The organism is Paenibacillus macerans (assembly GCF_900454495.1).
GTDB classification, from domain to species: domain Bacteria; phylum Bacillota; class Bacilli; order Paenibacillales; family Paenibacillaceae; genus Fontibacillus; species Fontibacillus macerans.
Genome location: NZ_UGSI01000001.1, coordinates 4,163,424 through 4,190,268 on the forward strand (window position 1 = coordinate 4,163,424; position 26,845 = coordinate 4,190,268).

The window sequence follows — 26,845 nt, forward strand, 5'->3', positions numbered from 1 at the left end:
CCGCCGCTCCAGGCTGGGGCAGCTTTTTTGTTTCGCCCGGGTTTGGGGCTCGGCTTGGCGCTATATCTTCGCGAAGCTGCGGATTCTAACGGACACCAGCGCCGCTTCACAATGCCGGGCTCTCCACGCCGTCCAGCGGGGCGCCTCCCGGCGGCTGCTCTTCCCGGCTCAGGTCGGCTTCCTTCATCCGCAAATATTTGCGGCCCCGCCAGCGGAAGTACGAGAGGATGCCGCGCACGTATTCATCGGTGATCATGCTAAGATAGATCGCGATGATGCCCCAGCCCATGGAAACGCCAAACCAATAGGAGCAGCCGGTGGCGATCAGCCACATGAAAATCAGGGAGATGACCATCGTATATTTCGTATCCCCGACCGCGTTCAGCGAGTTGCCGATCGCCATGTTGACCATTTTGCCCGGCTGGAGCAACAAATTCAGCCACAGCAGCGAAACGCAAAGCGCCAAAATCTCCGGATCTTTCGTAAACACGCCCATCAGCGCCGGGCCGATCAATACGAGAATAAAAGCGTTGACGATCACCAGCGGAAGTCCGAAGGCCAGCACGCGGTAGACCGCCCGGTAAGCCTCCTTTGTTTTGCCTGCGCCGTACAGGTGGGCAATCTGGATTTGCGCCGCCATCGCCAGAGAGAAGCCGAGCATGAAGCAAAACGATTCCAGCGTGTTCATATACGTCCTTGCCGCGAGCTCGGTGGAACCGAGGATAGCGAGGAACGAGAAGATCGCAAGCTGCGAAAATACCCAGCTGGCCGAATTGACGCCCAGCGGCCAACCGATGACTAAAATTTCCTTGAACAGCTTGCGGTCGAAAACCGGCAAATCTTTAAAGCCGATGCGCCGCTGAAAGGTGCCGAGGAAAATCAGCAGCAGGACTACCGTTGCAATCAGCCGGCTGATCACGGTCGAGATGGCCACCCCGGTCAATCCCCACTGCGGAAAACCGAAGGCGCCGAAAATAAAGCAATAGTTCATCGCGATATGGATGATGTTCATCCCCACCGCCGTGTACATCGGTCCTTTCGTGTTTCCGGTATTGCGGATCGCCGTTCCGAGCATGGAGATCATCGCGGTCAGGATCATGCCGCCGCCCACGATCGAAATGTACACCTCCGCCATCGGCAGCAATTCTTCCGGAAGCTGCAGCGCCCGGGCGATCGGTTTCGGCACGGCGATCAGCAACACGCTGAGGAAGATGCCGATATACGCCGTTACTTTAAAGGCGATAATCGCTACGGTCCGGGCGTCCTCTTCCCGGCCGGAGCCTATTTTTTGCGCGATCACGATGCCGGCGCCGCTGGCGATGGTGGCAAACAGCGTCGTAAGCGCGTTAAACAGCTGATTGGAGAAACCGACGACGGCAACCGCGTTGTCGGAAATCCGGCTGACCATCAGCGTATCGACGGTGCCGAGCAAAATTTGCAGAAACAGCTCGATAAAAATCGGCCAGGCGAGCAGCCAAAGGGAGAACCGGTCTCTTTCGCCGCCCTTGATTTTCTTCATTATTACAACCTCCTGTAGTACGGGGAGCGGATAATCGCGCTCACTTCTGTCTTGTTAGCATGAAACACATTATAAATGCTATATTGTAATTAATGTATCAACGAATCAACTCAAACTTTCAATATTCCAACCTCAGAGGAGCTGGCGTATTATGCCTCCGATCATCGAATTTACCGCGCCTCCCCTGCCGCATTATATCGTCAGCGGCTCTACGCTGCTGCCGGTGGGGGGCAAACATCCCAGCCGGCAAAATATCGGCGCGTTCGACCTGCTCGTCGTCGTTTCCGGCTGCCTGTACGTCGGGGAGGAGGGCAGAGATTATGAAGTCGAATCCGGCCACGCCTTGATCCTCCGTCCGGATTGCTATCATTACGCCGTGGAGGGCTGCCGGGAAGAGACGCTGCATCATTGGCTGCATTTTCAAATTCTCGGCGATTGGCGCGTCGTCGAAGAGGAGGAATACCGGCAGCAGCAGGGAAGCTATGCGGACAAGGAAACGCCGGGGCCGCCGGCTTTACGCCCTTTCTCCGTGGCGCCTTATACGGTTCCGCTCCCCCAGTTCATGAAGCTCGCTCAACCGCAAAAGCTGGCCGCCGCGATCGGCGAGTTGACGGAGATGAACCGGAGCATCCATATAAGCGGCGTCCGGCTCAGGCAGCAGGCCTTGTTTCAGGAGGTTATCGTCCAGCTTTCCGCCTCCGCCGGCGGAGACGCGCCGTCCCCGCAATCGGTTTGCGCGGATGCGGCCGCCTCCTACCTGCGCAAGCATTACCGCGAGCCCTTTTCCGCGACAAAGCTGGGCGAAAGCATCAACTTCCATCCCGTCTATATCGCCCGCTGCATGCAAAAGGTGTTCGGCTGCCCGCCGGCCGTATATTTGCTGCGCCTGCGCATCCAGCAGTCCAAGCTGCTGCTGCTGCAAACGGACCTGACCGTGGAGCGGATCGCCGAGCAGGTTGGCTTCAACACGGCCTCCTATTTCACCGCCTGCTTCACGAAAATGGAAGGCCTGTCGCCGCGAAAATACCGGCAGCGCTTCTTTTGGAACAAGCATTAGCTGACGGTTTTAAAACTCAAGCGAAAACATAAAGGGAAAAAATGTCGCTATTTCGACGGTATCACCCATTTTTAGATAAATAGAGGAGTTTAATGGCGCTGTTTTCTCAAGCCGCAGGGAGATGGCTGCTTTTTTCACTGTTCATTGGAAAATAAGGCCAAAAGATTCCGCTAAGTGCAATGAACACGCTTCATTCCGGAAAATAAGACTATAAAGTTCCGCTATTTTATGAGGGGGGCTTCTCTCTAAGACAAAAAAAGGCCGCCCAACAGCAGATTTGTCTGCTTGGACAGCCTAGACGCCGGATTTTATTTTTTGCCCGGGTCGATATCCTGCGGCCGCAGCCCTTCCCAAATATTGGGGATGTCGGCCTGTTCCGGGTGCTCGAAGACGAGAAAGGCGGTAGGGAGATACCGTTCCCCGTATTCCGAGGACGGCTTGTTGACGATTTCCCCGCCTTCTTTCACCAACACGGTGGACGACCCGCCGTCCAGATTGGCGGCGATGACCGCGCCGTGCTCCAGCATGACCTGCTGCACGTCGTACAAGCTTGCACCGATGCTGTAGCCCGGCTGGCGCCCGTCGATCACGACGAACAGTATCGCCCCGTCTTCCCTTTGCCCCATCGCCGTTCGCGGTGCGATGCCCCAGCCTTCTTTTTGATTGCGGATCTGTCCCTTGCCGTTGACGATGATCCGCGGCTGGAACGTGACGGCTTCCTGAATCCCAAGCTCTTCCAACTCTTTCAGTGTATATTTTCCGGCGATCATCTTCCCCTGCTTGTCCAGCCCCACCACCTGGGTGGACGTTTTGGAGCCGAGGCCGTTGTAATAAATCTTGCCTTGCGAAATCACGACCCCGATCGGCTTAAAGCCGTTGCCTTTCCAATTCGGGTCGGCAAATCCCCCGCCATTGACGCCGGCGACGGCTCCGGTCCGCTGCACCATGCTGGAGACCTTCTCGCCTTTGCCGCGTTTGGCCGGAACGCCAAGCCGGATTTTCGTCGGATCGTTGACGGTCAAGACGTATCCGTGATAGCCGCTGCCTGAAACCTCTTCGATTTCGACAAGCGGTTTTTCTTCTTTGGTTTCTTCCTGCTGCGGGGCTGCGATCGTATGGGTATCCTTCTCTTCGCCCATCTGCTCAAACTGGGCCTGATAGGCGGCCACCCGCTTGTCCAGCTCCGCTTGCCCGATAATGTATTTGGCCCAATGGCGGTGCTGCGTCGTAATCAAGGTATCGGCCATAAGGAACCGGACGTTATTGCCGGAAGGCGTAAAGAACAGCCATATCATGGCCGCCATTCCGATCCATAACATCACCAGAAACGTTAAAGAGGAAAAATAGATAAAGCCGCGTTTTCGTCTTTTTGGCGTTTTCTTGCGTTTTTGGCCCCGTTTCCCCCGTTTAACCGAGGTCCGGCTGGGCAAAGATGCTGTGGGCATGTCGATTTTCCCCTTACCTTGTCTATGATCGAATGATGCTAATATAACGAATTCTCCGGGATGAAAGTTTCAGTAACCTCATAATTGCCACGCTTTTGTCCCGTTCTTAGCACGATTCCATCCTAATTATAGGAGGTAGAAACGCATGTCCGCAATCCAATTCGCAAGTTAGCCTGGGCGGCCCTGCCGCACGTTGCCCGATGGCAACACTTTTTTACTTCCGGGCGGCGACCTTATCCCACTCCGTGTCCAGCTGATTCAAATAGGCAGCGGCATCCTTCTTTTGCAAGAACCCCTGAATCAGAGAGTCTAGCTTCATGGCCCCCGGAATGTAATGGTCCGCGAAGTCGGAAATTTGCCCGGCCGTGAACGCTTCCTTGAAGCCGTCCATGACCGGATCGTCCTGCGTAACCCCGGTGATCGCCGGGAACGCCTTCTGTTCGTCGATATATTGCTTCACATTATCGGGCTGCAGCAAAAATTGAACGAATTTCATCGCTTCTTCGGGATGCTTCGTATTTTTCGATACCGTCAGCAGCGTGTCCACCCCGGAAATCACTTTGTTTTGCGCCGGATCATTGGTCGCCGGGAGCGGGAACACGCCGAGTTCGATCGACGGGTTGGCCTTCTGAATTTCCGGTATCGCCCATACCCCTTGCAGATACATCGCGGATTCGCCTTTGGCGAAAGCGGTGTTGCCGTCATTGTAACCTTTGCCGAAAATATCCTTCTGCCCGTAATCGAGCAGCTTCAGCTGCTTCTCGGCCACTTCTTTTAACGTATCCGCGAACTTCACCGTACCTTCCTGGCGCTGCTTGAAAATATCGGTGCCGGCGATGCTTGGCTCAAGGGCGTTGAACGGCACCAGCGTGGTCCAGGAATCTTTATACGTGAGATAAAAAGCGTTTTTCCCTTCCGCTTTGAATTTCTCGGCCACGGCGATGAATTCGTCCCAGGTTTTCGGCACTTCGACGCCGGCTTCCTTGAAGATCGCTTTATTGTAAATCACGCCGCTGGCGTTGGCGGAGAACGGAAGCCCGTTCAGCTCCGCGGAGCCCGTCAGGTCGTTCAGCATTTTAATATAGGCCGGTTGAATCGTCTGGACGAGCGGATTGTCCGTGAAATCCTTGAACATGCCGCCGGCGGCCAGCGTCTTGAACGTGTCGGTGGCCCCGAGCCCTACGACGTCCGGAATGTCCTTTTTCGCCGCGCGGGTTTTCAGCACGGTTTCGGCGTCAGGCGGATTAACTTGGGTCACCTTGATGTCCGGATTGGCTTCGTTAAACTTGGCGATGAGCTTGTCGAACGTCGCTTTGGCTTCCGTTTTGTTCTGGAAAAATTCGATTTCGACCTTCTTGCCGGAGGAACCGCCAGAGGTTTGGCCCGCTGCCGCTCCCGTGCCGTTTCCGGAACCATTGCCGCAGGCGCCAAGCAGGGACACTGCCAGCAGGCCAGTCAATACGGGTGCTATTATTTTCTTCATCGTCTTAAATCCCCCTGATCAAATTGGAATGAGAAACGTAAACGTTTACGTAAATGGCCCCGCTTTCGGGCGTCGCTCGCCCATTTTAGCCGATTCCTGATGTCCAAAAAAACAAGACGCATTACGTAAACGCTTACCCCAAATATATAACCGCGATTTTTGTTTGTCAATGCCCTTTGGGAAAGCCCCTTCTCACCATGAAAAAAACAAAGTTGACAAAATAAAAGGCGCGTTCTAAGATTTGGGTAAGCGTTTACGTTGGATGCCGCTCGTTCCTGCGTAAGCAAAATTTTTTGCAGACGGGACTGGTAAAGAAAATGAACCCAACCATCAAGGACGTGGCCAATAAAGCCAATGTCTCTATCGCGACTGTGTCGCGGGTGCTCAACAACCTGCCCGGATACTCGGAAAAGACGAAAGATAAGGTGTTTAAAGCCATCGAAGAAATCGGGTATCAGCCCAATGCGATCGCCCGCGGTCTGATCAATAAACGGACCCATACGATCGGCGTCATGTTTCCCACCGTGTCCAGTCTCTTCTCTTCGGAAATTCTCCGCGGGGTGGAAGACTACGCCCAGGACAACGGCTACAGCGTTGTGGTGTGCAATACCGATTCCGACGGGAAGCGGACGCTCAAATATTTGCAGGTGCTGCGGGAGAAGCAGGTTGACGGCGTGATTTTTTCAAGCGAAGTGTTGAAGAAGGAGTACTATCAGGCATTAAAGAAAATGCAAATTCCGTTCGTGCTGGTCTCGACGGAGTCGAATTACAAGAACGTACCGTACGTAAAGGTCGACGATTTTAAGGCCGCTTTTGACGCCGTCCAGTATCTGATCCGGATCGGCCACCGAAAAATCGCCTTGATCGGCGGGACGAAACATGACAAAATCGCCGGGGTCACAAGAATCGAAGGTTACAAGAAGGCGTTGGAAACGCACGGCATACCTGTTGACCCCGCTTATATCGCTTACGGGGACTTCTTGTTTGAGCGAGGCTGCGAAGCGATGGAAAGCTTGTTGCGGAAGGCTCCGGATATGACCGCGGTGTTCGCGGCCAGCGACGAGATGGCCATCGCCGCCCTATCCGTGGCCGCCAAGCATGGGATCAAGGTTCCGGAGGACCTGTCGATTATAGGGTATGACGATCTCAAGCTGGCCCAAATGGTGGTTCCTCCTTTGACCACCGTCCGCCAGCCGCTGTATGACATGGGGAATCTGGCATCCCAGAAGCTGATCCGCATGATCAAAACCGGCGAAGCCGAAAGCAGCCGGATTATGGCCCATTCGATCGTGGAAAGACAGACGGTAAAACCCTATGCCTGATGTCTTTTTTCCCACAATACGTAAACGTTTACGTTCGGTTGTCACACTTCATTCCGTTTTAAGGAGGATCATCCATGACCAAGCGCCGCACGGCCTTTTATTTGATGACTTTGCCCGCTTTGCTGCTGTTTTTCGCCTTTCACACCTATCCGGCCCTGCAGGGGATATTTTACGCCTTTACGAACTGGGACGGCTTCAGCGACGGTTATGAGTTCGTCGGGCTGAAAAATTTTATCAACGTATTCAAAGACTCCAATGTGCTCGAATCGTATATCTTCACATTCAAGTACGCGATCGCTGCGACGATTCTCATCAATGTCATCAGCCTGGTGATCGCGCTTGGGCTAAATTCGAAAATCAAAGCGAAAAACTTCTTCCGCGCCGTTTATTTCCTGCCGAACGTGCTGGGCGTTTTGATTATCGGCTACATTTTCAATTACCTGTTTTCCAACGCCTTTCCCGTTTGGGGCGAAAAGCTGGGCAGCGAATTTTTCTCGACCAACCTGCTCGGGAACGCCGACTGGGCTTGGGCCGGCATCGTCATCGTCGGCGTCTGGCAGTCCATCGCCTACAATACGATCCTCTACCTGGCCGGGCTCCAGACCATCCCAAACGATCTTTACGAAGCCTCGAGCCTGGACGGCGCGTCCAAATGGAAAGAGTTCTGGAAGATCACGTTCCCGATGCTCGCTTCGTTTTTTACCATCAACATGGTTTTGGCCATGAAGGGCGGGCTCATGGTGTTTGACCAGATCATCGCGCTGACCGGAGGCGGCCCGGGCACGTCCACGCGCTCGATCGCGCTGCTGATTTACCAAGGCGGGTTTACCGGCGGCGAATTCGCTTACCAGTCGGCCAACGCGGTCATTTATTTTATCGTCATCGTGGCGATTTCCCTGTTCCAAATCAAAGTTCTGCAAAGACGGGAGTTGGATCAACTATGAGAAAACCTACAAACTGGCCGGCTACGGTTCTCATTGCCCTGGGCTCGCTGTTTATTCTGTTCCCGCTTTATATGACGGTAAGCATCGCGCTCAAAAATCCGGAGGAAATGGCGAAGTCGATCTTCTCGCCGCCTACGGGACTGCACTTCAGCAACTTTGCGCGGGCCATCGAAGCGACCGGTTTTTTTCACGCGTTGGCCAATAGCGCCGTCATTACCGTCGTATCCGTCGTTTGCATCCTGCTAACCAATTCACTGGTTTCTTATGCGATTGCGCGGAATATGAACCGCCGTTTTTTCAAGCTGCTGTATCTGTACTTTGTCAGCGCGATGTTCATCCCGTTTCAGATCATCATGCTGCCTGTCGTCAAAGTGACGACCGATCTGGGCATGAACAACATTCCGGGCCTCATCATGCTGTACATCGTTTACGGCCTGCCGTTTAACGTGTTCGTCTACGTCGGATACATCCGGTCCGTGCCGATTGAACTGGAAGAAGCGGCCAGAGTCGACGGGACCTCGACGTGGGGAACGTTCTGGCGGATTATCTTCCCGCTGCTCGCGCCGATCAGCGCGACCGTGGTGATTTTGTCCAGCTTGTCGACATGGAACGACTTCCTGCTGCCGCTGATCCTGCTGGCCGAACCGACGCAATATACGCTGCCGCTGGTGCAGTACGTCTTCCAGGGGCAGTTCAGCACGGACTACAACCTGGCGTTCGCCTCCTATCTGCTGGCCCTGCTGCCGATGGTTGTCGTTTACCTGTTTCTGCAAAAATGGATCATCAACGGCATTACGCAAGGCGCGGTCAAAGCTTAGGCTGCAGTTTAACCGGTTGCAAACTCAACTAAATATAGAGGAGAGCTCATCATGCAAAAAAAATGGTGGAAAGAAAGCGTAGTGTATCAAATTTACCCCCGCAGTTTTATGGACAGCAACGGCGACGGCATCGGGGATCTGCAAGGCATCGTGTCCAAACTCGATTACCTTAAGACGCTTGGCGTCGATGTGGTCTGGTTATGCCCCGTTTACCGGTCGCCCAATGATGACAACGGCTACGACATCAGCGATTACCGGGAAATCATGGCCGAATTCGGCACGCTCGCCGATTGGCGGGAGCTGCTGGACGGCCTGCACGCGCGGGGCATGAAGCTGATCATGGATTTGGTCGTAAACCATACTTCCGACGAACATGCCTGGTTTGCCGAATCCCGCAAATCGCCGGACAATCCGTACCGGGATTACTACATCTGGCGCCCGGGCAAGGACGGACGGGAACCAAACGACTGGAGTTCTTTTTTCGGCGGGCCGGCATGGGAGTATGACGAGGCGACCGATGAATATTTCCTGCACCTGTTCTCCCGCAAGCAGCCCGACCTGAACTGGGATAACGGGGTGGTCCGCCGCGAAGTCTACGAGATGATGACCTGGTGGCTGGATCAGGGGATCGACGGCTTCCGGATGGACGTGATCAACCTGATTTCCAAAGTTCCGGAACTGCCGGATGCGGGGACGGACGTACGGGACGGCAGCTATCATTTTGGCGGAAAATATTTTGTCAACGGCCCGCGGGTCCATGAATATCTGCAGGAAATGAACCGGGAAGTGCTGTCGAAATACGATGTGATGACCGTCGGCGAGGCGATCGGCGCCAGCCCCGAGGATGCGCTGCATTATGTCGGCGAGGACCGCAGCGAGCTCAATATGATTTTCCATTTTGAGCTGATGGATGTCGATTCCGGTCCCGGCGGCAAATGGGACGTCAAACCCTGGAGGCTTGCCGATATCAAAGCGAACATTACCAAATGGCAAACTTCGCTGAACGGAAAAGGCTGGAACAGCCTGTACCTGAACAATCACGACCAGCCGCGGTTGCTCTCCCGGTTCGGCGACGAAACCCGCTATCCCAAAGAATCAGGGAAAATGCTGGCCACGCTCCTTCATACGCTCCAGGGTACGCCATACATTTACCAAGGCGAAGAAATCGGCATGACCAACGTGAAATTCGCTTCGATCGGCGAATACAAGGACATCGAGACGATCAACATGTACAGGGAATATAAAGCCTTGGGGCATCCGGAAGAAAAGATCATGAACTCCATTTACGTTAAAGGACGGGACAATGCGCGCACGCCGATGCAGTGGAACGCGGAAGCGCAGGCCGGTTTTACGACGGGAACGCCCTGGATCGCCGTCAACCCGAATTACAAGGAGATCAACGTGGAGGCGGCCTTGGCGGATCCGGATTCCCTTTTCCACTATTACCGCCGTCTCATCGAATTGCGCAAACAGCACGAAATCATCGTTTACGGCGATTACTCCTTGGTTGCGGAAGATGACGACCGGGTATTCGCCTACGTGCGTGCGTTCGGAAACGAGCGGCTGCTCGTCATCCTGAATTTCTTCGGCGAAGAGACCAGCTTTGCCCTCCCCGCCGAGGTTGCCGCAGCGGACGCGGAGCTGCTCATCGGCAATTATGCGCGCGAGCCGCTGCCGGATCAGGGACTATTGACGCTGCGGCCTTACGAAGCCCGGGTGTACAAGTATACAGTGTCTTAAAGATGCGATCCCCCGCTGGCGTCGATCAACTGCCCCGTGATCCAGCGGCTGTCTTCGGAAGATAGAAATGCGGCGATATCCGCGACGTCCTGCGGCTGCCCCCATCTTCCGAAGATGGAATAGTCCGCGCCAAATTGACGCGAGTCCGGATCCTGGAGCATCGGGGCGTTCATCTCCGTCTCCACGAAGCCCGGCTGGATGGCGTTGATCGTAATGCGGCGCGGGCCAAGCTGGGCGGACAAGGACAACGTCAGCGCGTTGATCGCCCCCTTTGTCATGCTGTAGGCGGCAACGCCGGGCAAAGAGATCCGCGTCACGGCCGACGACAGGTTAATGATCCGCCCCTCGTCCCGCAGCCGCGGCAAAGCTTGCTTGACCAGGAAAAACGGGACTTTCACGTTGATGTCCATAAGTTCGTCGAACACCTCTTCCGTAGTTTCCTCAATCGGCAGCGTGGAGGCGATCCCCGCATTGTTCACCAAAATATCGAACCTGGTGTCGTACGTGCGTGTTTTTAGCGCCTCGTCCAATGCCTCATAAAACGCCCCCACGCTTCCGGCATCGCTGAATTTTTGACCTATCGCAAATGCGGTTCCTCCGCTTTGCTCGATGGCGCGGACGACCTCTTCGGCCGCTTCCCGGCTTTGCCCGTAATGGACGGCTACCAAGGCCCCTTCTTGCCCCACACGGATCGCAATGGCTCTGCCGATGCCTCGGCCGGCTCCGGTAACCAGCGCGGTTTTTCCTGTCAATTTCCCCATGTTCCATAACCTCCGAAAATTTAAGTTTAAATTCAAATAGATTATGGCATAGGGCGGATTTTGTTATGTTGCTCTCTCATTCGCGCCTAAAGGAATGCGCGTTAATCCAATAAAGACAATATAACCGATACGGAATTGTCGGCAAATGACCGTTCAGGACGCGATTTCAGCAGCACGGTAAGGCCGATGAGCGATACGACCAATGTCTGAGCTAGAGCTTGCGCATTCAAATCCGCTTTAAGCTCGCCGGATTGTACGCCTTGTTCAAGCTTCTCCTGGAATATTACGGCAAGATACATCTCATGTTCTCTCGTAAGAACTTCAAATTTCTTGTCATGCGGCGCCAGCTCCACCATCGTATTGATGCAAAAACACCCGCGATTCTCCCCTCCTTGGTATTCCGCCTCCACCAGACTCTCAAAGTAGGAGCGAAACGCTTCTTTGACGGTTGCGTGCTTTTGCAGTCTGGTGCGGACATAAGAAGCGTGGGACCCCATGTATTTACGCAGGGCAGCTTCGAACAGCTCCGTTTTGTCTCCAAAAGCCGCGTATAGGCTTGGCCGCTGAATCCCCATTCTCGAAGTTAAATCGGTTAAAGACGTTGCTTCAAACCCCTTCTCCCAAAACAATTCCATGGCGGCCTCTAATGCCTTTTCCTTATCAAATTCGCGAAGTCTGGCCATCGTTACCTCCATCATCCTCGTTAAGTATCGATTGGTATAAAATAATTCTATTTTTCAAAGTGTTCATTGTCAATGATCGCTGTAACCACAATGAAATTTGTTGACAAAAAAAGTTTCAAGGCAGTATAGTTTATGTTAAATTATGTACCGAACGGTATATAAAATTCATTTTTTAGCGATGGAGGGTAAAAGATGGAGAAATCCCAAGCGAAAGCAAGCGCTGGCGCCCGTACTGGCAAGGCTGCGTCTCAAGGAGCCGCCTTAACGTCCGCACCTGCTGCCTCTTCTTTTATGTCGTACAAAATAGCTCTGTTGTTCGCCATCGCCTGCGGCCTGGCGGTTTCCAACGTTTACTACGCACAGCCGCTGCTCGATTCACTGGCGGAACAATTCGATATCACCCGGTCGTCCGTTGGAAGCATCATTACCGTTACGCAAATTTGCTATGCACTAGGGCTATTTATGCTGGTGCCGCTCGGCGATCTTCTTAATCAGCGCCGGCTTATCATCGTGATGATGCTAATATCCGCAGGGGCTCTTGCCGTTGTTGGCATCGCCAATACCGTCACCGTGCTGTTTGCCGGTTTAGCGGTTGTAGGATTGCTTGCGGTCGTAACGCAGGTGTTGGTATCGTACGCATCCACTTTAGCCGCCCCGTCCGAAAGGGGAAGCATCGTCGGGTTAGTGACCAGCGGAGTCGTGATCGGAATATTGCTCGCGCGAACATTTGCCGGGATTTTAACGGATATCGCCGGATGGCGCTCGGTTTATCTGGTCTCTGCAGCTTTAATGCTGATCATGGGTGTAACTTTATACCGGGTACTCCCGCAATATCACGGCAAAAAGGAACCATTATCCTATCCGCAATTGCTGCGCTCGGTGGTTCAATTATTCGTACAAGAAAGAGTGCTGCGCATCCGCGCAGGTTTGGCTTTACTCATATTCACGGCGTTTAGCACATTATGGACATCCCTGGTGCTGCCTTTGAGCTCGCCTCCGGCATCGTTATCGCATACCGCAATCGGGGCGTTTGGCCTGGCCGGCGTTGCCGGAGCGTTGGCGGCGTCTAAAGCGGGGCAGCTTGCCGATCGCGGCCTGGGGCAGAGAACGACGGGCTTGGCGTTGGTATTGTTGCTGATATCTTGGCTGCCGATCAGTTATACCGAATACTCCTTGCCTGTCCTGGTCATCGGCATCCTCCTCCTTGACGCGGCAGTGCAAGCGGTGCATGTCACGAACCAGAGTTTAATTTTTGCCGTGCGTCCCGAAGCGCGAAGCCGGCTCACTGGGGGATACATGATCTTTTATTCCATCGGCAGCGCAACCGGAGCTATCGCTTCAACCCATATCTACGCTTATTCCGGTTGGAGAGGGGTATGCCTGTTCGGCGCCGCCGTGAGCGCCATTGCCCTCTTGTTTTGGGCTTTGACCCTTCGGCAGATTAGACCGGCAGACTAGACCAGGCCGGCGTCCACATCGGGAAAGCGGACAGTCTTCCTGCCGACCGGCAAACCCCTCATAAAAATGGCCAGCCCCGGCCAGCGCCGTCTACCGGGTCGAAAACGGGAAAATCGCCGAGGCGGGAATGGCGGCCGCTTCAGCCCGCGTGGCCGTGCGCAGCGAGAGACGGATGCCGAAATAACCGAAGGAATTAGCCCTTCAGAAACTTTTCATCCCCCTATTACGTAAAAGTTGATATATGACGATGTTTGTTGATGTTTGGAGGTGGGGGAATTGATAAGAAACCGGAACCGGTCCCTGCTCTTGCTTATTCTTGTCCCGCTCGCCGGCGAACTGCTCTTTGGGGGCGGAAAACCGGCCGAGGCGGGCTATTGGAACGATTTTTGGAGCGGGGTCAATGAACTGTCGCAACTCCCCTCCGAGGTGAGTGAATTAAAGGCGGATTACCAGAACACTTTGGACAAGCTCGATGCGACGCAGGAAACGCTGGAAAGCTTCCGCCGGCAAAACGAGGAGCTAATGGCGCGCAACAGGGAGCTCGCCGCTACCGTATCGGCTTTGACGGAGGCGCAACAGATCCGTGACGCCAATGCCCGAAAAATCCGGGTGATGGCGTTTGCCGGCCTCGTGCTGTTTGCGGGCTATTTTGTCGTGCTGCGGCTCGTCCGGTTGGCGCTCCGCCGCTGATTTGCCGCTACGGAGAGGAGGAGTCCATGATGGATATTCTAAAGCACAACGACGGCCTGGCGGGGTTGGGCGGGCATACGGTCACCTTCGACTTGCGCGAAGCCGACAAGCTGCATCTGCTGCACCCCGGGCAAGTCATCGCTTACCGCGGCCCGGCCCATCACCGGACCGACAGACTGATGAATATGAAAGGCATCTACCGGAAACGCAAGCTGCTGCGGGCCGATTTCACGGGGCCCTGCCGGGTAACCGCCTCCCTCCCTCCCGCCATCGGTTTGAAAGTGCTCGAGTTTGCCGGGGAGAGCGACTTGCTGTACGACTTCCGGCATCTCTTTTTTTATACCGAAGGCATCCGTATGGAGAACCGCATTCTCAGCATGAAAAACATGATGATCACCCGTGACGCGGTAAAAGTCAAATTTTCCGGCCTAGGGCAAATCGGGATTCTGACCCAAGGACAGGTGATCGAGCTGCCGCTGCATCCTGAAGAGCCGCTTTACGTGGAAGCCGGACGGGTGCTCGCTTATCCCGAGCGCGCCAAGCTGGAGCTCTCCGTTTACGGCAATCACTTGGCCAGCCAACATATGCGCTACCAATGGAAAATGACCGGACAAGGCTCGGTGCTGGTCCAATCCGGCGGCCCCGGAAGCGGTGAACTGGTACGGGATCTGCAGGCGGAGGACGGCATCGTCAAACGTTTCCTGCGCGAGGTGATCCCTTTTGGCGGCGTGTTTATTAAGTGATCGGCCTCCAAAAATAGGGCTCAAAACAACAAGCGTCGCTTGATTGCGGGACAAGTGCAATAGCGTGGATAAGCGCATTAGTGTGAATAAGCCCATTAGTGTGGATAAGCGCATTAGTGTGGATAAGCGCGGGTGGCAGCCGTTAGTGTAGAAAATGTACCGTACAGCTTGATCATTCGAGATAACACGTTAATCAAGCGCCGATTTCTGGGTCGAGCCCAAAAATTTCTGGGTTGAGCCCAAAATAACGGCACTTTATGTCCTTATTATTCGGAGCCAGGCATGTTTGTCCCCATTAGCGGCATTTTTTGCCCTTATTTTCCTATGAAGGGTCCAGAACGCGGGCATTTCTTGATGATTCGAGAAAATAGCGGCATAAAATGCCTCTATGTCTCTCAAATGGACGGATACTGCCGGAATAACGCCATTTTTTGCCCTTATGTTTTCGAAGCAGTTTTTCGAAGCAGTTTTTCAAAGCAATTTATCAAAGCAGATTCTAAGAGCAATCTGTTTGGCAGGTTGCCCCGGCACAATACAAAAGAGCACCGCCGCTTTATCGGCGGGCTCCTCTTTGATGTTCAGCGGCGTCCCGCTCGCCTGTGGCCCTTCGGTCCAAGCGGCCAAGTGCCATGGCACTGAAAGGCTGACCGGGTTAGGATGCAGAGGTGCGCCTGATGGTTTGGTCAAGCGCCGTTGCTGGTTTTGGACCTCTTTGCTCGTTTCATTTTTTTATATCTACAGATATGGTCTTATTGTAGGTTTTAATATAATCGAACCCGTCCACCATGAGGAGCTCCGGTTTGTCCGTGGTGTTAAAAGAATACGTATTCTCCCACAGAATGTTGCCATTTTTCAAATCCCAAGGGCGGGATGCGGAAATCGATGATACGGGAACTACGTTACCGCCGGCTTGTATGGATAAATGGTCCGTTTCCAAGTGTACAAATTGTTTTCTGGCGATCACGATATCATAGCCTGTGTCGGTTTTGGTTACGCTGCGAATCCATATCTTTTCATTTCCTATTTTGATGGATCGGTCTGATGGTGCGGCAAGGGAGACGGGTTCTTTTACTTTCTGATATCCTGGGAAACTTTCCAGTACAAGTTCAATGGTCTTAATCTTGTCTGTTGGAAGCACATCAAATTCAATTTCAAATCCCGAACCAACCGCCCCCCTATATCCCCAATTTTTCACTTCTGTTCCATTAACATAAAGCTTAGTATTGGCTGGATATCTTGGGGGTTCCTTTAATTCATAATGCGCCTTCACGATGGTTGAAGATGGCGAAGCGGTAATGGAGTCATAGTGGACAGCGCCCTGATCAACAGGAACGGATTTGGAAATATTCTCTTTAATGATACTCTTCATCGCTTGAGTAGGGTCAAACTTGAAGGAAATAGGATACAATGCCTGTTCCCCATTACCCAGCCGCTCACTGAATGTAGCTGTCAATGTTCTGGAGAATGGACTAACCGGCTCGAATTTATACACTCCTTCGAACCGGGTTTCATCTTTGCTGTAATTGCCGTTTCCTTGAGTCGGATTGGAATTAGTCAAGAACCCGTGCAATTGGTCTACACCGTAACGAACGAAACCATTGTCATCCAATACGGAGCCTGCGGGCCGATTAATGGTGTAATACATTAAAAATGCGTTATCGTCGGCAATAACACCGTTAATGGTAATGACAGTACCGTCATCAAGCGTTTTGCTTTGGTTTACCTGCTGTCCGTATCCTTGCTCGGCCACTTCGGAAAAACTCAGGGAGGTCAACTCGCTTTGATTAAGCAGCTTGCCTCCGTAATAAGCGAAGGCAGGATATTCATACATTCCAACAATCAGAAGGAGCGCCGCGGCAGTTGATATACCCCATGTCAAAGCTGGATTCTTCTTTCTTTTCTTAGCGGGAACATTCTGAAGCGCATTGCGAAGTCTGCCTTCAAGTTCCGGCGGAGCCTGCACCCTATTCAAAAACTGCTTATGCTCCTGTAATTTCTCTTCGATCGTGTTCATAACGATCACCTCCGATCATGACTTTTAGTTTTTGGATGCCTTGCGAGATTCTTGATTTGATGGTTCCAAGCGGCGCACCGGTTATGTCCGCAATCGTCTGATACGGGAGATCATGAACATATCGAAGTTCGATCGCTTCCCGCTGTTGTGCGTTCAAATGAGATAGCAGCACCTGCATGTCCATCTCGGACTCCGAATAGCGATATGGATGATTGTCAGCCAATGCGGCAAGTGATGGTCCTCGCTCGTCTTCCAGCGGAAGAAACCGCGCCTTTTTGCGGAGTAATGTTTTGCACCGATTGACGAGAATGGTTTTGCTCCAGCTGTAGAAGGCTTCGCCCTTTCGCAATTGATCAATCTTTTCATACAGTGTAACAATCATGTCTTCCATCGCATCCATCGCGTCGTGCTCGTTTCCCATGTATGCATAGGCAAGACGATAATAAGCGTCCTGATCGGCTATGACTAGCTGCAGTAAGGCTTCCTTGTTGCCTTTTTGGGCTTGTTTGACCAGATGGCTTACTTTCATGTCCTCCCCCCTTTTCATAAGTAAGAGACCGCAGAGGTTATAAAAGTTCATTTTGCACAAAAAAAGCTCCACACCCGGGTCTCAGGGAAGTTGCTGCATCCCTAAGAGGTTGTAGAGGGGATAGATTTAATGGAAACTATAGTTGAGGGACTTCATCAAGTTCAAACCAATCATCAAATTCACCTACAAACTCTTGATTTAATATTTCGACAGTATCACTGTTATTCGGTCAGATGAGACATCTTTCTTTCAGGGCTCTCTCTTCTATTGATGTGATTACCCTTACGATGCAAATATAGCGATAATTCATATAGTGATATTTTACCAAATACCGAATAAATTATTTCAGCTGCCGCTTTGCTGGAGGAATTCACTCGAGACGATGGCCTCCGGCTGATATCAAGGTTAACTCTTTGGTAGGAGATGTTTCTTGAGCAAAATTAAAAGCCGCTCATTTGAGCGACTGCAGGATGTTGATAAAGCTCTGTTTTTTGAGTTTGTTTGAATAAGTTAGATGAATTTTTGAAGAGGTCCTACCCAATCTGATTGCTCTTCAACCAGCCAATCATTTTATCGCACCATTCACTGCAGCTCTTCTCAAAACTTATCCCCATTTCGATAATGGCAATGGACGAGAAAAGCGGATGGTCGCTGGTTAATTCCTGATTCTGCTCGCGAATCGAAGCGATCTTGTCCGTATACAACTCCACCCGCTGCTCATGCTCAGCCCTTTTCTTTTTCAAGTGAGGAATCAAAACTTCCGGGGCAATCAACCATGAGTTGTACTGCTTGAGGAGGAATTCATCCCAATTCCCCGGCTCGCTTGGCTCCATGACCCATTCCTTTAAATGTTCAATCCCTTGGTCCGTTATTTTATAAACTTTCCGTGCCGGTCTGTACGATTCCCGTTCATGCGATTGCAGCTGCACCAGCCCTTCCGTTTCCAGTTTGGAAAGCAACGGATAGAGCTGGTTATTGTTGATTTTGTAGAAAAAATTAATTCTATCTTTCATCTGCTGCTTGATGTCATACCCGCTTAAAGGTTCCCGAGCCAATAAACTAAGCAATACAAATTTAATGGAACTCACTTGGATATTATCCTCCTTCAAAATATACATAAGTTAATTTTAACATAAGTTATTATTGACATATAAACTTTCTTGATATAAGTTAATATTAACCTATAAAGCACACAACTACAATCCAAGAAAATGAGGAGCGATTACCATGCGTCTTGTCTTTAATGATCAAACTTTTTCCTTTGAGCTGCTTAGAACGCTCAGCTATGCCCCTTATGGAGGAGCCGATATTGGCGAATGTCTGTCAACCGCCTACCGGATCAAAGAAGGGGATTTTGAAAGCTGGTACACCGAATGGTATAAAACCGCCGAAAGAATTCAAGCTTTGGCTGACGACAGCCTGAAGCGGGGCAATCGAATCAGTGCGAAGGAGTTTTATATGAGAGCCTCCAATTACTACCGCACAGCGGAATTTTTCCTGCATGGCGCGCCGGGTGATCCACGTATCCTGGAGACTTGGGATAAAAGCCGGTCCGCATTCCGCCAAGCCATTCAATTCATGGATTTCGTGGAGCAAGTGGAAATTCCGTATGAGGGGACCCGTTTACCGGGATATTTTTACCGCGTAGATGACGAGCGGCGGCCTACCTTGATTGTTCACGGGGGCTATGATTCTACAGGGGAAGAGCTTTATTGGGAAGTGGCGGCGGCGGCACTGCAGCGTGGGTACAACTGCCTTACCTTCGAGGGTCCGGGGCAAGGCGCGGTTATTCGGGAGCAGCACCTGCCGTTTCGCAACGATTGGGAAAACGTTGTCTCGCCTGTGGTCGATTTTTTGTGGAATCGGGCTGAGGTCGATCCCCAACGGATCGCCCTTATGGGGATCAGTTTCGGCGGTCATTTAGCGCCTCGTGCAGCCGCTTTCGAACATCGCCTTGCCGCTTGTATCGCAAACGATGGTTTATTCTCCTTTCAATTTGGCGAGATGGGCCGGAAACTTCAGCAAGGGTTTCATGGCGATTTGGATGACCCTATTAATATGGAAAAATTCATACGTATATTAATGGAGAAGAACGTCAATATCCGCTGGGCGATCGAAAACGGCATGTTCACGTACAGAGCTAAAAGCATTAGTGAACTCGTCGCGAAAACAGCTGCCTACACCTTGGAAGGCGTGGCCGATAAAATCCAGTGTCCCACGCTCGTGTGCGAAGCTGAACATGATCACTTTTTCGCAGGCCAGCCCCAGATGTTATATGACGCGCTCGCTTGTCCTAAAACCTATATGAAATTCACCGCCGAAGAATGCGCTGAGGAACATTGTCAATTTGGAGCATTGCTGCTGTTCAATCACCGGCTCTTCGAATGGTTGGATCAAACGCTGCAAGTAGGCAAGTAACTGCATTGGACGAATAATTACGGATACCAACGAGGGTTAAAAAAAGATGACTCCTGTACAATACAGGAATCATCTTTTTAAGTTATCTCTCATTAATTTCGAAAATATTCTCGGTAATGATGACACCGTACAACAAGTTTGGCCCGCAATTGGTTCAAATTTTGTACGCCTTCATCGCCTTGCGCAGCTCTTTCAGCGTCGGCCGCTTGCCGTAGAGCAGTACGCCCGTACGGTAAATTTTCGCCGACAGCCAGCCGAACAGGAAAATTGCGGCGGCGAGGATAAGCAGCGAAAGCGCGATCTCCCACACCGGCGTTGTTCCGACGCCGATCCGGACGATCATCGATACGGGCGAAACGAACGGGATATAGGAGCTTATTTTAAGCAGCATCGAATCGGGGCTGCTCAAGCTGAAAATCCCGATGTAAAAAGCGACCAGCGACAGCATCGTAATCGGCATCACCGCCTGGCCGAGCTCCTCCGTCCGGCTCACCAGCGAGCCGATGGCGGCAAACAGCGTCGCGTACAGAAAGTAGCCGAGGATATAGAAGACTAGCCCAAGCACCAGCACCTCGACGCGGATCTGCGATAAATCGAGGTTGAAATCGGCCAGCACCGGCTGGTTGTACGGCAGCGTTACGTTGACCGCAATGACCGCGGCGAACACGAAAATCTGCAGCAAGCCGATAAAAAACATGCCGATGATTTTGCCGAACATCTGCGCCAGCGGCGATACGCTCGTAATGAGAATTTCCATGATGCGCGAGCTTTTTTCCGCCGTCACCTCGGAGGCGATCATATTCCCGGTCATCGTGATCGTCATGAAGAACAAAATGATCAGCGCGTATACGACGACATAGTTGATCGCGCCGGGCTCCGCCCCGCCGTTGCCGCCCGGCCCTTCCTTGGCTCCGTCTTCCGCGGCGGACTTTACCGCCTCGATCTGAACCGGCGCGTTGAGCGCGGCGATTTGAGCTTCACTAAGCATGCCCTTCGTAATGTACTGCACCTTGACGTGCTGAAGCGCCGCCTGCAGGGCGTTTTGCAGATCCGCCTTCATCTGGCCGGACTCGGACGTATACGTCACCGCCGGAAAACCGCGATCCGCCCCGGATGCAAACCGCAGATAACCGTCGATTTTGCCCGCTTCGAGCTCTTGACCCAGCGCGGCCTCATCCGCGTTTTCGTAGGGGATCAGCGTAAAACTAGCTGCCGGCTGCTTTTCCGCATAGGCCGTTAAGGCTTTCGCCAACTCCGGCTGGCCGGCATAGACGACGCCGATCTTCGACGGCTGATCGTTGCCCCCGGCAAATTTATCGATAAAATAAGGCACATGGAGGCCGACAGAAACGAGCAACGCCAACACGACCGTCGTGATGATAAAGGCTTTCGTCCGCACCTTGTTCATAAACGTAAAGCCGATCACCGTACGCATTTTATTCATTCGACTCGCCTACCTCCCGAATAAAGATTTGGTTGAGCGTCGGTTCCTTAATCTCAAAATGCTCCACTTCGGCAGATTCCATCGCGGTTTTCAGAATCGCCTGCGCAGCGGACGCATCCTTGATCCGGAGCAAATAACCGTTATCCGTCCGCTCCACCGCTTTAACGCCGTCTAACCTCTCCAGGCCGTTCACTTCCCCCGCCGTTTTCAGCAGCACCTCTTCGCGGGGATAACGTTTCTTAATTTCCTGCAAATTGCCCTGCAGTACCGTGTTGGAGCGGTGCAAAATCGTAATGTTGCGGCACAGCTCCTCCACATGCTCCATCCGGTGCGTGGAAAATAAAATGCTGGTGCCCTGGTCGCGCAGCTCCTTCACCGTGGCCTTGAGCAGCTCGACGTTAACCGGATCCAGACCGCTGAACGCCTCGTCCATGATGACGATTTTCGGCTTGTGGACGACGGCGGCGATAAAGCCCATTTTTTGCTGGTTCCCTTTGGACAGCTCCTCGATTTTTTTGTCGTAATATTCCGGCACTTCAAAACGGTCGAGCCAATATTTCAGGCTTTTGTCGGCCTCCGCCGCCGACATCCCCCTCAGGCGGGCCAAATAAATGATCTGGTCGCTGACCTTCACCTTGGGGTACATACCCCTTTCTTCCGGCAAATACCCCATCTCGTGTTGGAGCTCCCGGCCGTACGGCTTGCCATGGTACAAAATGCGTCCGCTGTCCGGATAGATCAGCCCCAGCACCATCCGCATCGTCGTCGTTTTGCCGGCCCCGTTTGCGCCAAGCAGACCGTAAATTTCCCCTTCCTCCACCCGAAGCGAAATATGATTAACGGCCGTTTTTTCCCCGAACTGCTTTACCACGTTTTCCAAAACCAACGGATATGCCATCATTTCTCCCCTTCTTTCGTAAAAAAATCGCCCGGAGGATAACCCTGCATCCATAACTTCAAAATTTCCTCCAGCTCCATACTCCGGCTTTGAATCACCTGCAGTCCATGGTCCCCGCACCACTGCGTAAAATCGCCATTGTTCCTAACGGCCAGCTTGCTGATGCCGGGGCCATTCTCCCGGAAAATTACGGTGCCGGGGAAATCACCCGGCGTCAAGTTTTCCCCTTTGAGCCAAAATTCTTTCCAGCTTCCAAGCAGCAGGTCTTTTTCGGCCATGCCGAGCACCTTGCCTTCATGAACGAGGGCGATGTAATCGGCCAGCCGCTTCACTTCTTCAACCATGTGCGTACTGAGCACGATCGACACCGCTTCGCCACCCTCATCCATAAAATCTTTCAGTTCCTCGATCATCGTACCCCAAGCGAACGGGTCAAGCCCAGACGAAGGCTCGTCAAGCAGCAGCAGCTTCGGTTTGGCCGCCAGCGCGGCGGCGATTTCGAATTTGCGCCGTTCGCCTTTGGACATCCGGTTTAAACGTTCGCGCCGCGGCACATCAAAACGGTCCATTAACCGCTCAAACCGCTTCGCGTCCCAATCCGGGTACCAATGGGAGCGGAATTTCGCCGCTTCTTCCGGGGTCACAAAGTTCTCGTCCACCGCCGGGTTTTCCGGAACGTACCCGATTTGCCGGCGAATTTCAAGCGGCAGTTCACCGGCCGGAACGTGGCCGTACCATTTGATTTCTCCCTCATCCGGTGCAATTATCTGCAAAATCATCTGCATGATCGTGCTTTTTCCCGCTCCATTGGGTCCGACCAAAGCGACGATATAGCCTGCGGGAATTTGCAAATTCAGCGGGCCGATCGTTTTCCTGCGCCCCCGCTTTACGGCCCCAATCAGCTCTATAGCCAGCTCGAATTCCATCAGCTCTCCTCCCCCTTTTTGCCCTCAGATCCGTATTTCATCCGCAAAACTTGCAAAAACAGCTGTGTCAGCTCTTCCTCTCCGAAATTCATCGATTTCCCGGTATCTACCGCCGCGGCGATGGCCTGCTGCACGACCGTTTTTCGGTACTCGCCGCGTTCCGCGGCTCCCACCTTCGCCACAAAGGTCCCGGTTCCTTGCTTCGTCCGCAGCAGTCCCTCGTTCTCCAGATCCTGATAGACGCGGCGAACGGTGATTACGCTGCAGTTCAGGCTTCCGGCGAATTCCCGGATTGAAGGCAGCAATGTTCCTTCTTCGATTTGCCCGCTGATAATCAGCGATTTGAGCTGCGTTTCGATCTGATGATACAACGGCGCTCCGCTCTCCTCATTCAGCTGAATGGGAATCCACATCGCTTTCGTCACCTCCGCCTTCCAGCGCTTTTCCCAAGGTTCCCATTATGCCAGATCCCGCACGGCCAGCTTGCGCTTCGTGACGGCGGCAAACAGGTTTAAGCCCAGTGTTCCGCAGACCAAGGTTCCCCACATCAGCGGCGACAGGAGCGCATATCGCCCGGAGTAATCCACCGTCAGCTTGATCAGATTCCCCCCGAAGCCGTTGACGACAAAAGCGAGCAAAGCGACCAGCACCATTGAGGCCATCGACATCCAAAGATATGTGCTGCCTTTCTTTAAAAATTCAAAGTAAATGTAAGCGCCGTTAAGCAGCAATCCGTAGCCGCACCAAGTTAAGGCAAAAGCAATGTATCCCGCCAGACTCAGCTCGCTTCGCAGGGTTGCCGAAAGCAGATAAAGCGCCGCAAAATAAAGCACGCCATTAAAAAAGATCGCCGTAACCAACTGTATAATCCGGCCTAGCATCACCGCGTCCGCCGGGATGGGAAGCGTGCGGTAAAACCGCAGCATCTGCGTATATGAATCTTCTTTAAGGTAGTTAAATGAGCGCCGCGAAAAATAAAAACCGGTAAACGGAATCAACAGCAGCATGAGAAAATCCGCCATCGACTCAAGCAAAAAAGCCCCCCGTTCGTCGTTTCGGAACATAAAGCTCATCATCAGCGCCATATACAGCATAAACAAGACGTTCCAGATCAGGTACAACCGGTCCCCGCGCAGATCCCTTATGAAGATGACCCACGCGTCTTTCCACCTGTTCAATACACTCAACCTTTCTTTTTCAAAATGTAAACTGGCTCAAAACCGAAATCAGTGCATGACAAAATAAATTGTCTTGATATCCCTGCATGCTGCTTAGCACGATTATCCCTTTGGTTCAGAGGGTAGAGGGTGGGGGCTAATCACGGTCCTTTCATTTTTCCCGGTGTCGCGCCCCATTCCTCCCGTCGGGTCTGCTTCACTTCTCCTAAACCTCATTCTCAACAAACCTGTCTAACGTTCTCGAACATGTCCGCTTCTCCCAAACCTATTTACTTCTCCTGAGTTTATCTTCCTCTTGGCTCCCGGATCAAACGGGATAATCGTGCAAAGCGTCCGGACAGCGGATATTGATCTCCCGATTATTAGGTTGAGCCGTAAAACTTCTACCCAATTGGGGCCGGATACGGCTTAAAGCAAACTCCGAACCGTGCGCCGAATTTTGCGTCAAACTGAACTGTGCCTACTGTATATATCTTTATATACAGTATAATGACTAGGGATGAATCCGTCAAACCCCCCCCTGCTCAACACACTTCTGCAAGCAAAAAAATAACGCCCCGAGTTTATAACTCAGGACGTTTCCATATGCGGGACATGGGATTCGGTTAGCGCTTTGGGTAATGCTTGATTAGCGCTTGGTTAGTGCCGGCTAGAGCTGGGTTAGCACTCGGCTAGTGCTCGGTTAGCGCTTGATTAGCGCTGATTAGCGCTCAGCTAGCTCGTTCCCCGCATCGTCAGACGCCGAGAATCACTTCCCATACCGGCTTGGTATGGCCGCCCGGGTACATCAAGTACAGCAGCACGTAGACGGCCACGCCGGTAATCGCCGTAAAAAACCAGATCACCGAAGTCGTTCTGCCCCATTTGCGGTGTTTCGCGTACTTTTCCCGGAATCCAAGCACCAGCGTTGTGAGGCCGAAGACGGCCGCCACCGTCGCCAGAACGATGTGGAAAATGAGGAAAGTCTGATAATATCCTTTCAGGCTGTCCGGACCGCCCCAGGACGTATTCCCGATAAACACCGTACGGGACATATAAATCACAAAAAACAGCAGCGCCGCGACCGCGGCGGCGATCATCGTCTTCTTGTGGGCTTCCCGCTTGCCCTTAATGATCAATCGCCACCCGATGGCAACCAGCACCGCACTAATGACGATAAACGACGTGCTGATCGTCGGGAACAACGTGTACAGATCCAATTTCGAACCTCCTAAAAGTTTTGTGAGGACTGTATCCTTGACTTTGCTTCAATAAAACCTGCTTCATACCGCTTCGTACCCGGCAACCCGATCGTTCCCCCCCAGCCCTCGTTGGAAAATCCAATAGCTGGCCTGTTTCGCCTCAAAACCGCGAATCTGGCTTGACCTAGCGGGAACAGGTGCGAGTGCGTAAAAAGAAAGTGTAAAAGAGCAGGAAATTTCTAACGGTTGTGAGCGGCGCTATTGGGGTTGAAACGGAGGATTACAAGATGTAACGGTTGCCAACGAGCTTATTCCCGTTTTTTCGCAGGTAAAGGGGCTGTTTCGCCCAAATAAGCGCGCATACAACCGTTAGAAATGCACCTTCGTTTTTTCGGCCAAATAAGCGCGATGACAACCGTTAGCACAAGAAAAACCGGATAAATCGATCATTCGAGCAACCCCATCGATCAAGCGCGATTACTGAATAACCCGTGCCTCGGGTTTCTCACGAGTTTTAGAAGGCTCACGCGCCTCGGATTGCCCACGTACCTCGGTATGCTCACGCACCTCAGATTGCTCACGCCCCCCGGAGGGCTCATGAGCCCCGGCAAGCTGAACCGCCAGTTCCTCATCGTCGCCTCCGCGGTTCTCCTGCTTGTACCACTGGTAAAAGACATACGCCAGCATCGAGGCGAAGATAAACTCCTGGATGAACTTCATCAAAATGCCGCCCACCTGCTGATCGATGCCGGGTTCCAAGAACCCGAAAAACTGCGGACCGCCGAATTGGCTTAACAGCATCGCGGGATTTCCCGAAACGCAGTACCCCATCGCTCTCGCCCACACGTTCGGATCGCTGTAGGTCGCGTAAAGCGGCTCCTTCGTAAAGATAATCAAGCCGCAGGCCGGCGTAAGCAGCACCATGTTCAGAAAAATAAACCCCATTTTCTTCAGCCCCTGCGCCCCCGGGCGTTCAGGCAGCGGGTTCACCAAAGTCCACCACATCAGCCCCGAAGCGATAAACAGGACGATGTAATAAAGCCGGTGCACGCCGAAATGCAGCATCACGTAATCGTGAACCGCCGGGATATGGTAAAACGAAAACAGTCCGTTAAACACCACGGCCGCCGCCACCGGCTTCACCAAAAACCGCAACTGGCGCAGCGGGCTTCCGGCCAGAAACACGGCGACTTTCCGCCATACCCAAGGCGGGATACCCAACATCAGCAGCGGCGGAGCAACCAGATAAGACAATGCCATGCTTATCATATGGAAGCTGAACATCATATGCCCCAGCAGTTCGACCGGACCGCCCTGAGCCAGGTACAGCAGCGCCATCCCGGCCGCGAACAGCAGTTTCCGCCCCGCCGGCACGCGTTCCTCCGCGGCCCATTTCCCGCCGCCCGGACCGATCAGCACGAAATATCCCGCCGTAATCAGCAGCATAAAGGCCAGAAATACCGGACTCCAAACATCCGCAAATTTAAAATATTCTAATCCAAGCATCGTAAAACCTCCCTCCGCCGCCGGATTTTCTGTCTAAATTGTGAAAAAAAGAGGGGGGCCATGATCTCCGGATCAGACCCGCCTCTTT

At 52.7% G+C, this 26,845-nt stretch carries 25 protein-coding genes; 10 read left to right on the top strand and 15 right to left on the bottom strand.

Features of this window, described 5'->3' with window-relative positions:
- Window positions 1-106 precede the first annotated feature (106 nt).
- Window positions 107-1,519: an MATE family efflux transporter gene (locus tag DYE26_RS18720; RefSeq protein WP_036626271.1), complete on the bottom strand. Its 1,413-nt coding sequence runs from the start codon at window positions 1,517-1,519 to the stop codon at window positions 107-109.
- A 151-nt stretch (window positions 1,520-1,670) separates the two neighbouring features.
- On the opposite strand from DYE26_RS18720, the gene DYE26_RS18725 reads away from it, so the two are divergent.
- Window positions 1,671-2,576, top strand: a complete 906-nt coding sequence (locus DYE26_RS18725; protein WP_036626272.1) for a helix-turn-helix transcriptional regulator — start codon at window positions 1,671-1,673, stop codon at window positions 2,574-2,576.
- 308 nt (window positions 2,577-2,884) lie between these two features.
- On the opposite strand, the gene DYE26_RS18730 is transcribed toward DYE26_RS18725, so the two are convergent.
- On the bottom strand, window positions 2,885-4,021 hold the full coding sequence (locus DYE26_RS18730; RefSeq protein ID WP_036626273.1) for a phosphodiester glycosidase family protein: 1,137 nt from the start codon (window positions 4,019-4,021) through the stop codon (window positions 2,885-2,887).
- 214 nt (window positions 4,022-4,235) lie between these two features.
- On the bottom strand, window positions 4,236-5,504 hold the full coding sequence (locus tag DYE26_RS18735) for an ABC transporter substrate-binding protein (protein ID WP_036626274.1): 1,269 nt from the start codon (window positions 5,502-5,504) through the stop codon (window positions 4,236-4,238).
- A gap of 317 nt (window positions 5,505-5,821) precedes the next feature.
- Here DYE26_RS18735 and DYE26_RS18740 point away from each other — a divergent pair, with 317 nt between their 5' ends.
- The 4 genes from DYE26_RS18740 to DYE26_RS18755 all read left to right on the top strand — a co-directional run bounded on the left by DYE26_RS18740 (window position 5,822) and on the right by DYE26_RS18755 (window position 10,328).
- On the top strand, window positions 5,822-6,826 hold the full coding sequence (locus DYE26_RS18740) for a LacI family DNA-binding transcriptional regulator (RefSeq protein ID WP_036628826.1): 1,005 nt from the start codon (window positions 5,822-5,824) through the stop codon (window positions 6,824-6,826).
- A 74-nt stretch (window positions 6,827-6,900) separates the two neighbouring features.
- On the top strand, window positions 6,901-7,770 hold the full coding sequence (locus DYE26_RS18745; protein ID WP_036626275.1) for a carbohydrate ABC transporter permease: 870 nt from the start codon (window positions 6,901-6,903) through the stop codon (window positions 7,768-7,770).
- Window positions 7,767-8,588 carry a carbohydrate ABC transporter permease gene (locus tag DYE26_RS18750; protein ID WP_036626276.1) on the top strand — a complete coding sequence of 274 codons (822 nt, stop codon included), beginning with the start codon at window positions 7,767-7,769 and terminating at the stop codon, window positions 8,586-8,588. The genes DYE26_RS18745 and DYE26_RS18750 overlap by 4 nt, the downstream gene beginning before the upstream one ends.
- Window positions 8,589-8,639: 51 nt before the next feature.
- On the top strand, window positions 8,640-10,328 hold the full coding sequence (locus DYE26_RS18755) for a glycoside hydrolase family 13 protein (protein WP_036626278.1): 1,689 nt from the start codon (window positions 8,640-8,642) through the stop codon (window positions 10,326-10,328).
- Here the strand turns inward: DYE26_RS18755 and DYE26_RS18760 are convergent.
- Complete coding sequence (locus DYE26_RS18760; protein ID WP_036626279.1) at window positions 10,325-11,089, bottom strand: SDR family oxidoreductase; 765 nt, start codon at window positions 11,087-11,089, stop codon at window positions 10,325-10,327. The genes DYE26_RS18755 and DYE26_RS18760 overlap by 4 nt on opposite strands.
- A gap of 101 nt (window positions 11,090-11,190) precedes the next feature.
- Window positions 11,191-11,772 (bottom strand): TetR/AcrR family transcriptional regulator, encoded by a 582-nt coding sequence (locus tag DYE26_RS18765; RefSeq protein ID WP_036626281.1) that lies wholly within the window; start codon window positions 11,770-11,772, stop codon window positions 11,191-11,193.
- Between the two features lie 291 nt (window positions 11,773-12,063).
- Between DYE26_RS18765 and DYE26_RS18770 the strand changes: the two genes are divergently transcribed.
- The 4 genes from DYE26_RS18770 (at window position 12,064) to DYE26_RS33540 (ending at window position 15,302) form a co-directional block, all read left to right on the top strand.
- A complete protein-coding gene (locus DYE26_RS18770) occupies window positions 12,064-13,230 on the top strand; it encodes an MFS transporter (RefSeq protein WP_227872942.1) in 1,167 nt (388 codons plus the stop codon).
- Window positions 13,231-13,506: 276 nt separating this feature from the next.
- Window positions 13,507-13,920, top strand: a complete 414-nt coding sequence (locus DYE26_RS18775; protein WP_051985711.1) for a hypothetical protein — start codon at window positions 13,507-13,509, stop codon at window positions 13,918-13,920.
- A gap of 29 nt (window positions 13,921-13,949) precedes the next feature.
- Complete coding sequence (locus DYE26_RS18780; RefSeq protein WP_036626286.1) at window positions 13,950-14,663, top strand: AIM24 family protein; 714 nt, start codon at window positions 13,950-13,952, stop codon at window positions 14,661-14,663.
- A 282-nt stretch (window positions 14,664-14,945) separates the two neighbouring features.
- Window positions 14,946-15,302, top strand: a complete 357-nt coding sequence (locus tag DYE26_RS33540; RefSeq protein WP_124333272.1) for a hypothetical protein — start codon at window positions 14,946-14,948, stop codon at window positions 15,300-15,302.
- Between the two features lie 82 nt (window positions 15,303-15,384).
- On the opposite strand, the gene DYE26_RS18785 is transcribed toward DYE26_RS33540, so the two are convergent.
- The 3 genes from DYE26_RS18785 to DYE26_RS18795 all read right to left on the bottom strand — a co-directional run bounded on the left by DYE26_RS18785 (window position 15,385) and on the right by DYE26_RS18795 (window position 18,294).
- The gene (locus DYE26_RS18785) at window positions 15,385-16,677 is read right to left on the bottom strand and encodes a DUF4179 domain-containing protein (protein ID WP_036626287.1); all 1,293 of its coding nucleotides are present in this window, start codon (window positions 16,675-16,677) and stop codon (window positions 15,385-15,387) included.
- Window positions 16,643-17,206 carry an RNA polymerase sigma factor gene (locus DYE26_RS18790; protein ID WP_036626289.1) on the bottom strand — a complete coding sequence of 188 codons (564 nt, stop codon included), beginning with the start codon at window positions 17,204-17,206 and terminating at the stop codon, window positions 16,643-16,645. The genes DYE26_RS18785 and DYE26_RS18790 overlap by 35 nt, the downstream gene beginning before the upstream one ends.
- 533 nt (window positions 17,207-17,739) lie before the next feature.
- Window positions 17,740-18,294 (bottom strand): PadR family transcriptional regulator, encoded by a 555-nt coding sequence (locus DYE26_RS18795; RefSeq protein ID WP_036626291.1) that lies wholly within the window; start codon window positions 18,292-18,294, stop codon window positions 17,740-17,742.
- Between the two features lie 139 nt (window positions 18,295-18,433).
- Here DYE26_RS18795 and DYE26_RS18800 point away from each other — a divergent pair, with 139 nt between their 5' ends.
- Window positions 18,434-19,624, top strand: coding sequence for an alpha/beta hydrolase family protein (locus DYE26_RS18800; RefSeq protein ID WP_036626294.1), 1,191 nt, complete (start codon window positions 18,434-18,436; stop codon window positions 19,622-19,624).
- Between the two features lie 154 nt (window positions 19,625-19,778).
- Here the strand turns inward: DYE26_RS18800 and DYE26_RS18805 are convergent, their stop codons facing one another.
- The 7 genes from DYE26_RS18805 to ctaG form a co-directional block, all read right to left on the bottom strand.
- Entirely contained in the window at window positions 19,779-21,068 is a 1,290-nt protein-coding gene (locus DYE26_RS18805) for an ABC transporter permease (protein WP_036626296.1), read from the bottom strand.
- Window positions 21,061-21,966: an ABC transporter ATP-binding protein gene (locus tag DYE26_RS18810; protein WP_036626297.1), complete on the bottom strand. Its 906-nt coding sequence runs from the start codon at window positions 21,964-21,966 to the stop codon at window positions 21,061-21,063. The genes DYE26_RS18805 and DYE26_RS18810 overlap by 8 nt, the downstream gene beginning before the upstream one ends.
- On the bottom strand, window positions 21,966-22,892 hold the full coding sequence (locus tag DYE26_RS18815) for an ATP-binding cassette domain-containing protein (RefSeq protein ID WP_036626300.1): 927 nt from the start codon (window positions 22,890-22,892) through the stop codon (window positions 21,966-21,968). Before DYE26_RS18815 ends, DYE26_RS18810 begins: the two co-directional genes overlap by 1 nt.
- Window positions 22,892-23,305, bottom strand: a complete 414-nt coding sequence (locus DYE26_RS18820) for a GntR family transcriptional regulator (protein WP_036626301.1) — start codon at window positions 23,303-23,305, stop codon at window positions 22,892-22,894. Before DYE26_RS18820 ends, DYE26_RS18815 begins: the two co-directional genes overlap by 1 nt.
- 45 nt (window positions 23,306-23,350) lie before the next feature.
- Entirely contained in the window at window positions 23,351-24,070 is a 720-nt protein-coding gene (locus DYE26_RS18825) for a hypothetical protein (protein ID WP_036626303.1), read from the bottom strand.
- A 734-nt stretch (window positions 24,071-24,804) separates the two neighbouring features.
- A complete protein-coding gene (locus DYE26_RS18830; protein ID WP_036626304.1) occupies window positions 24,805-25,269 on the bottom strand; it encodes a DUF420 domain-containing protein in 465 nt (154 codons plus the stop codon).
- A 459-nt stretch (window positions 25,270-25,728) separates the two neighbouring features.
- Complete coding sequence (gene ctaG / locus DYE26_RS18835) at window positions 25,729-26,757, bottom strand: cytochrome c oxidase assembly factor CtaG (RefSeq protein ID WP_082207938.1); 1,029 nt, start codon at window positions 26,755-26,757, stop codon at window positions 25,729-25,731.
- Window positions 26,758-26,845: the final 88 nt, after the last annotated feature.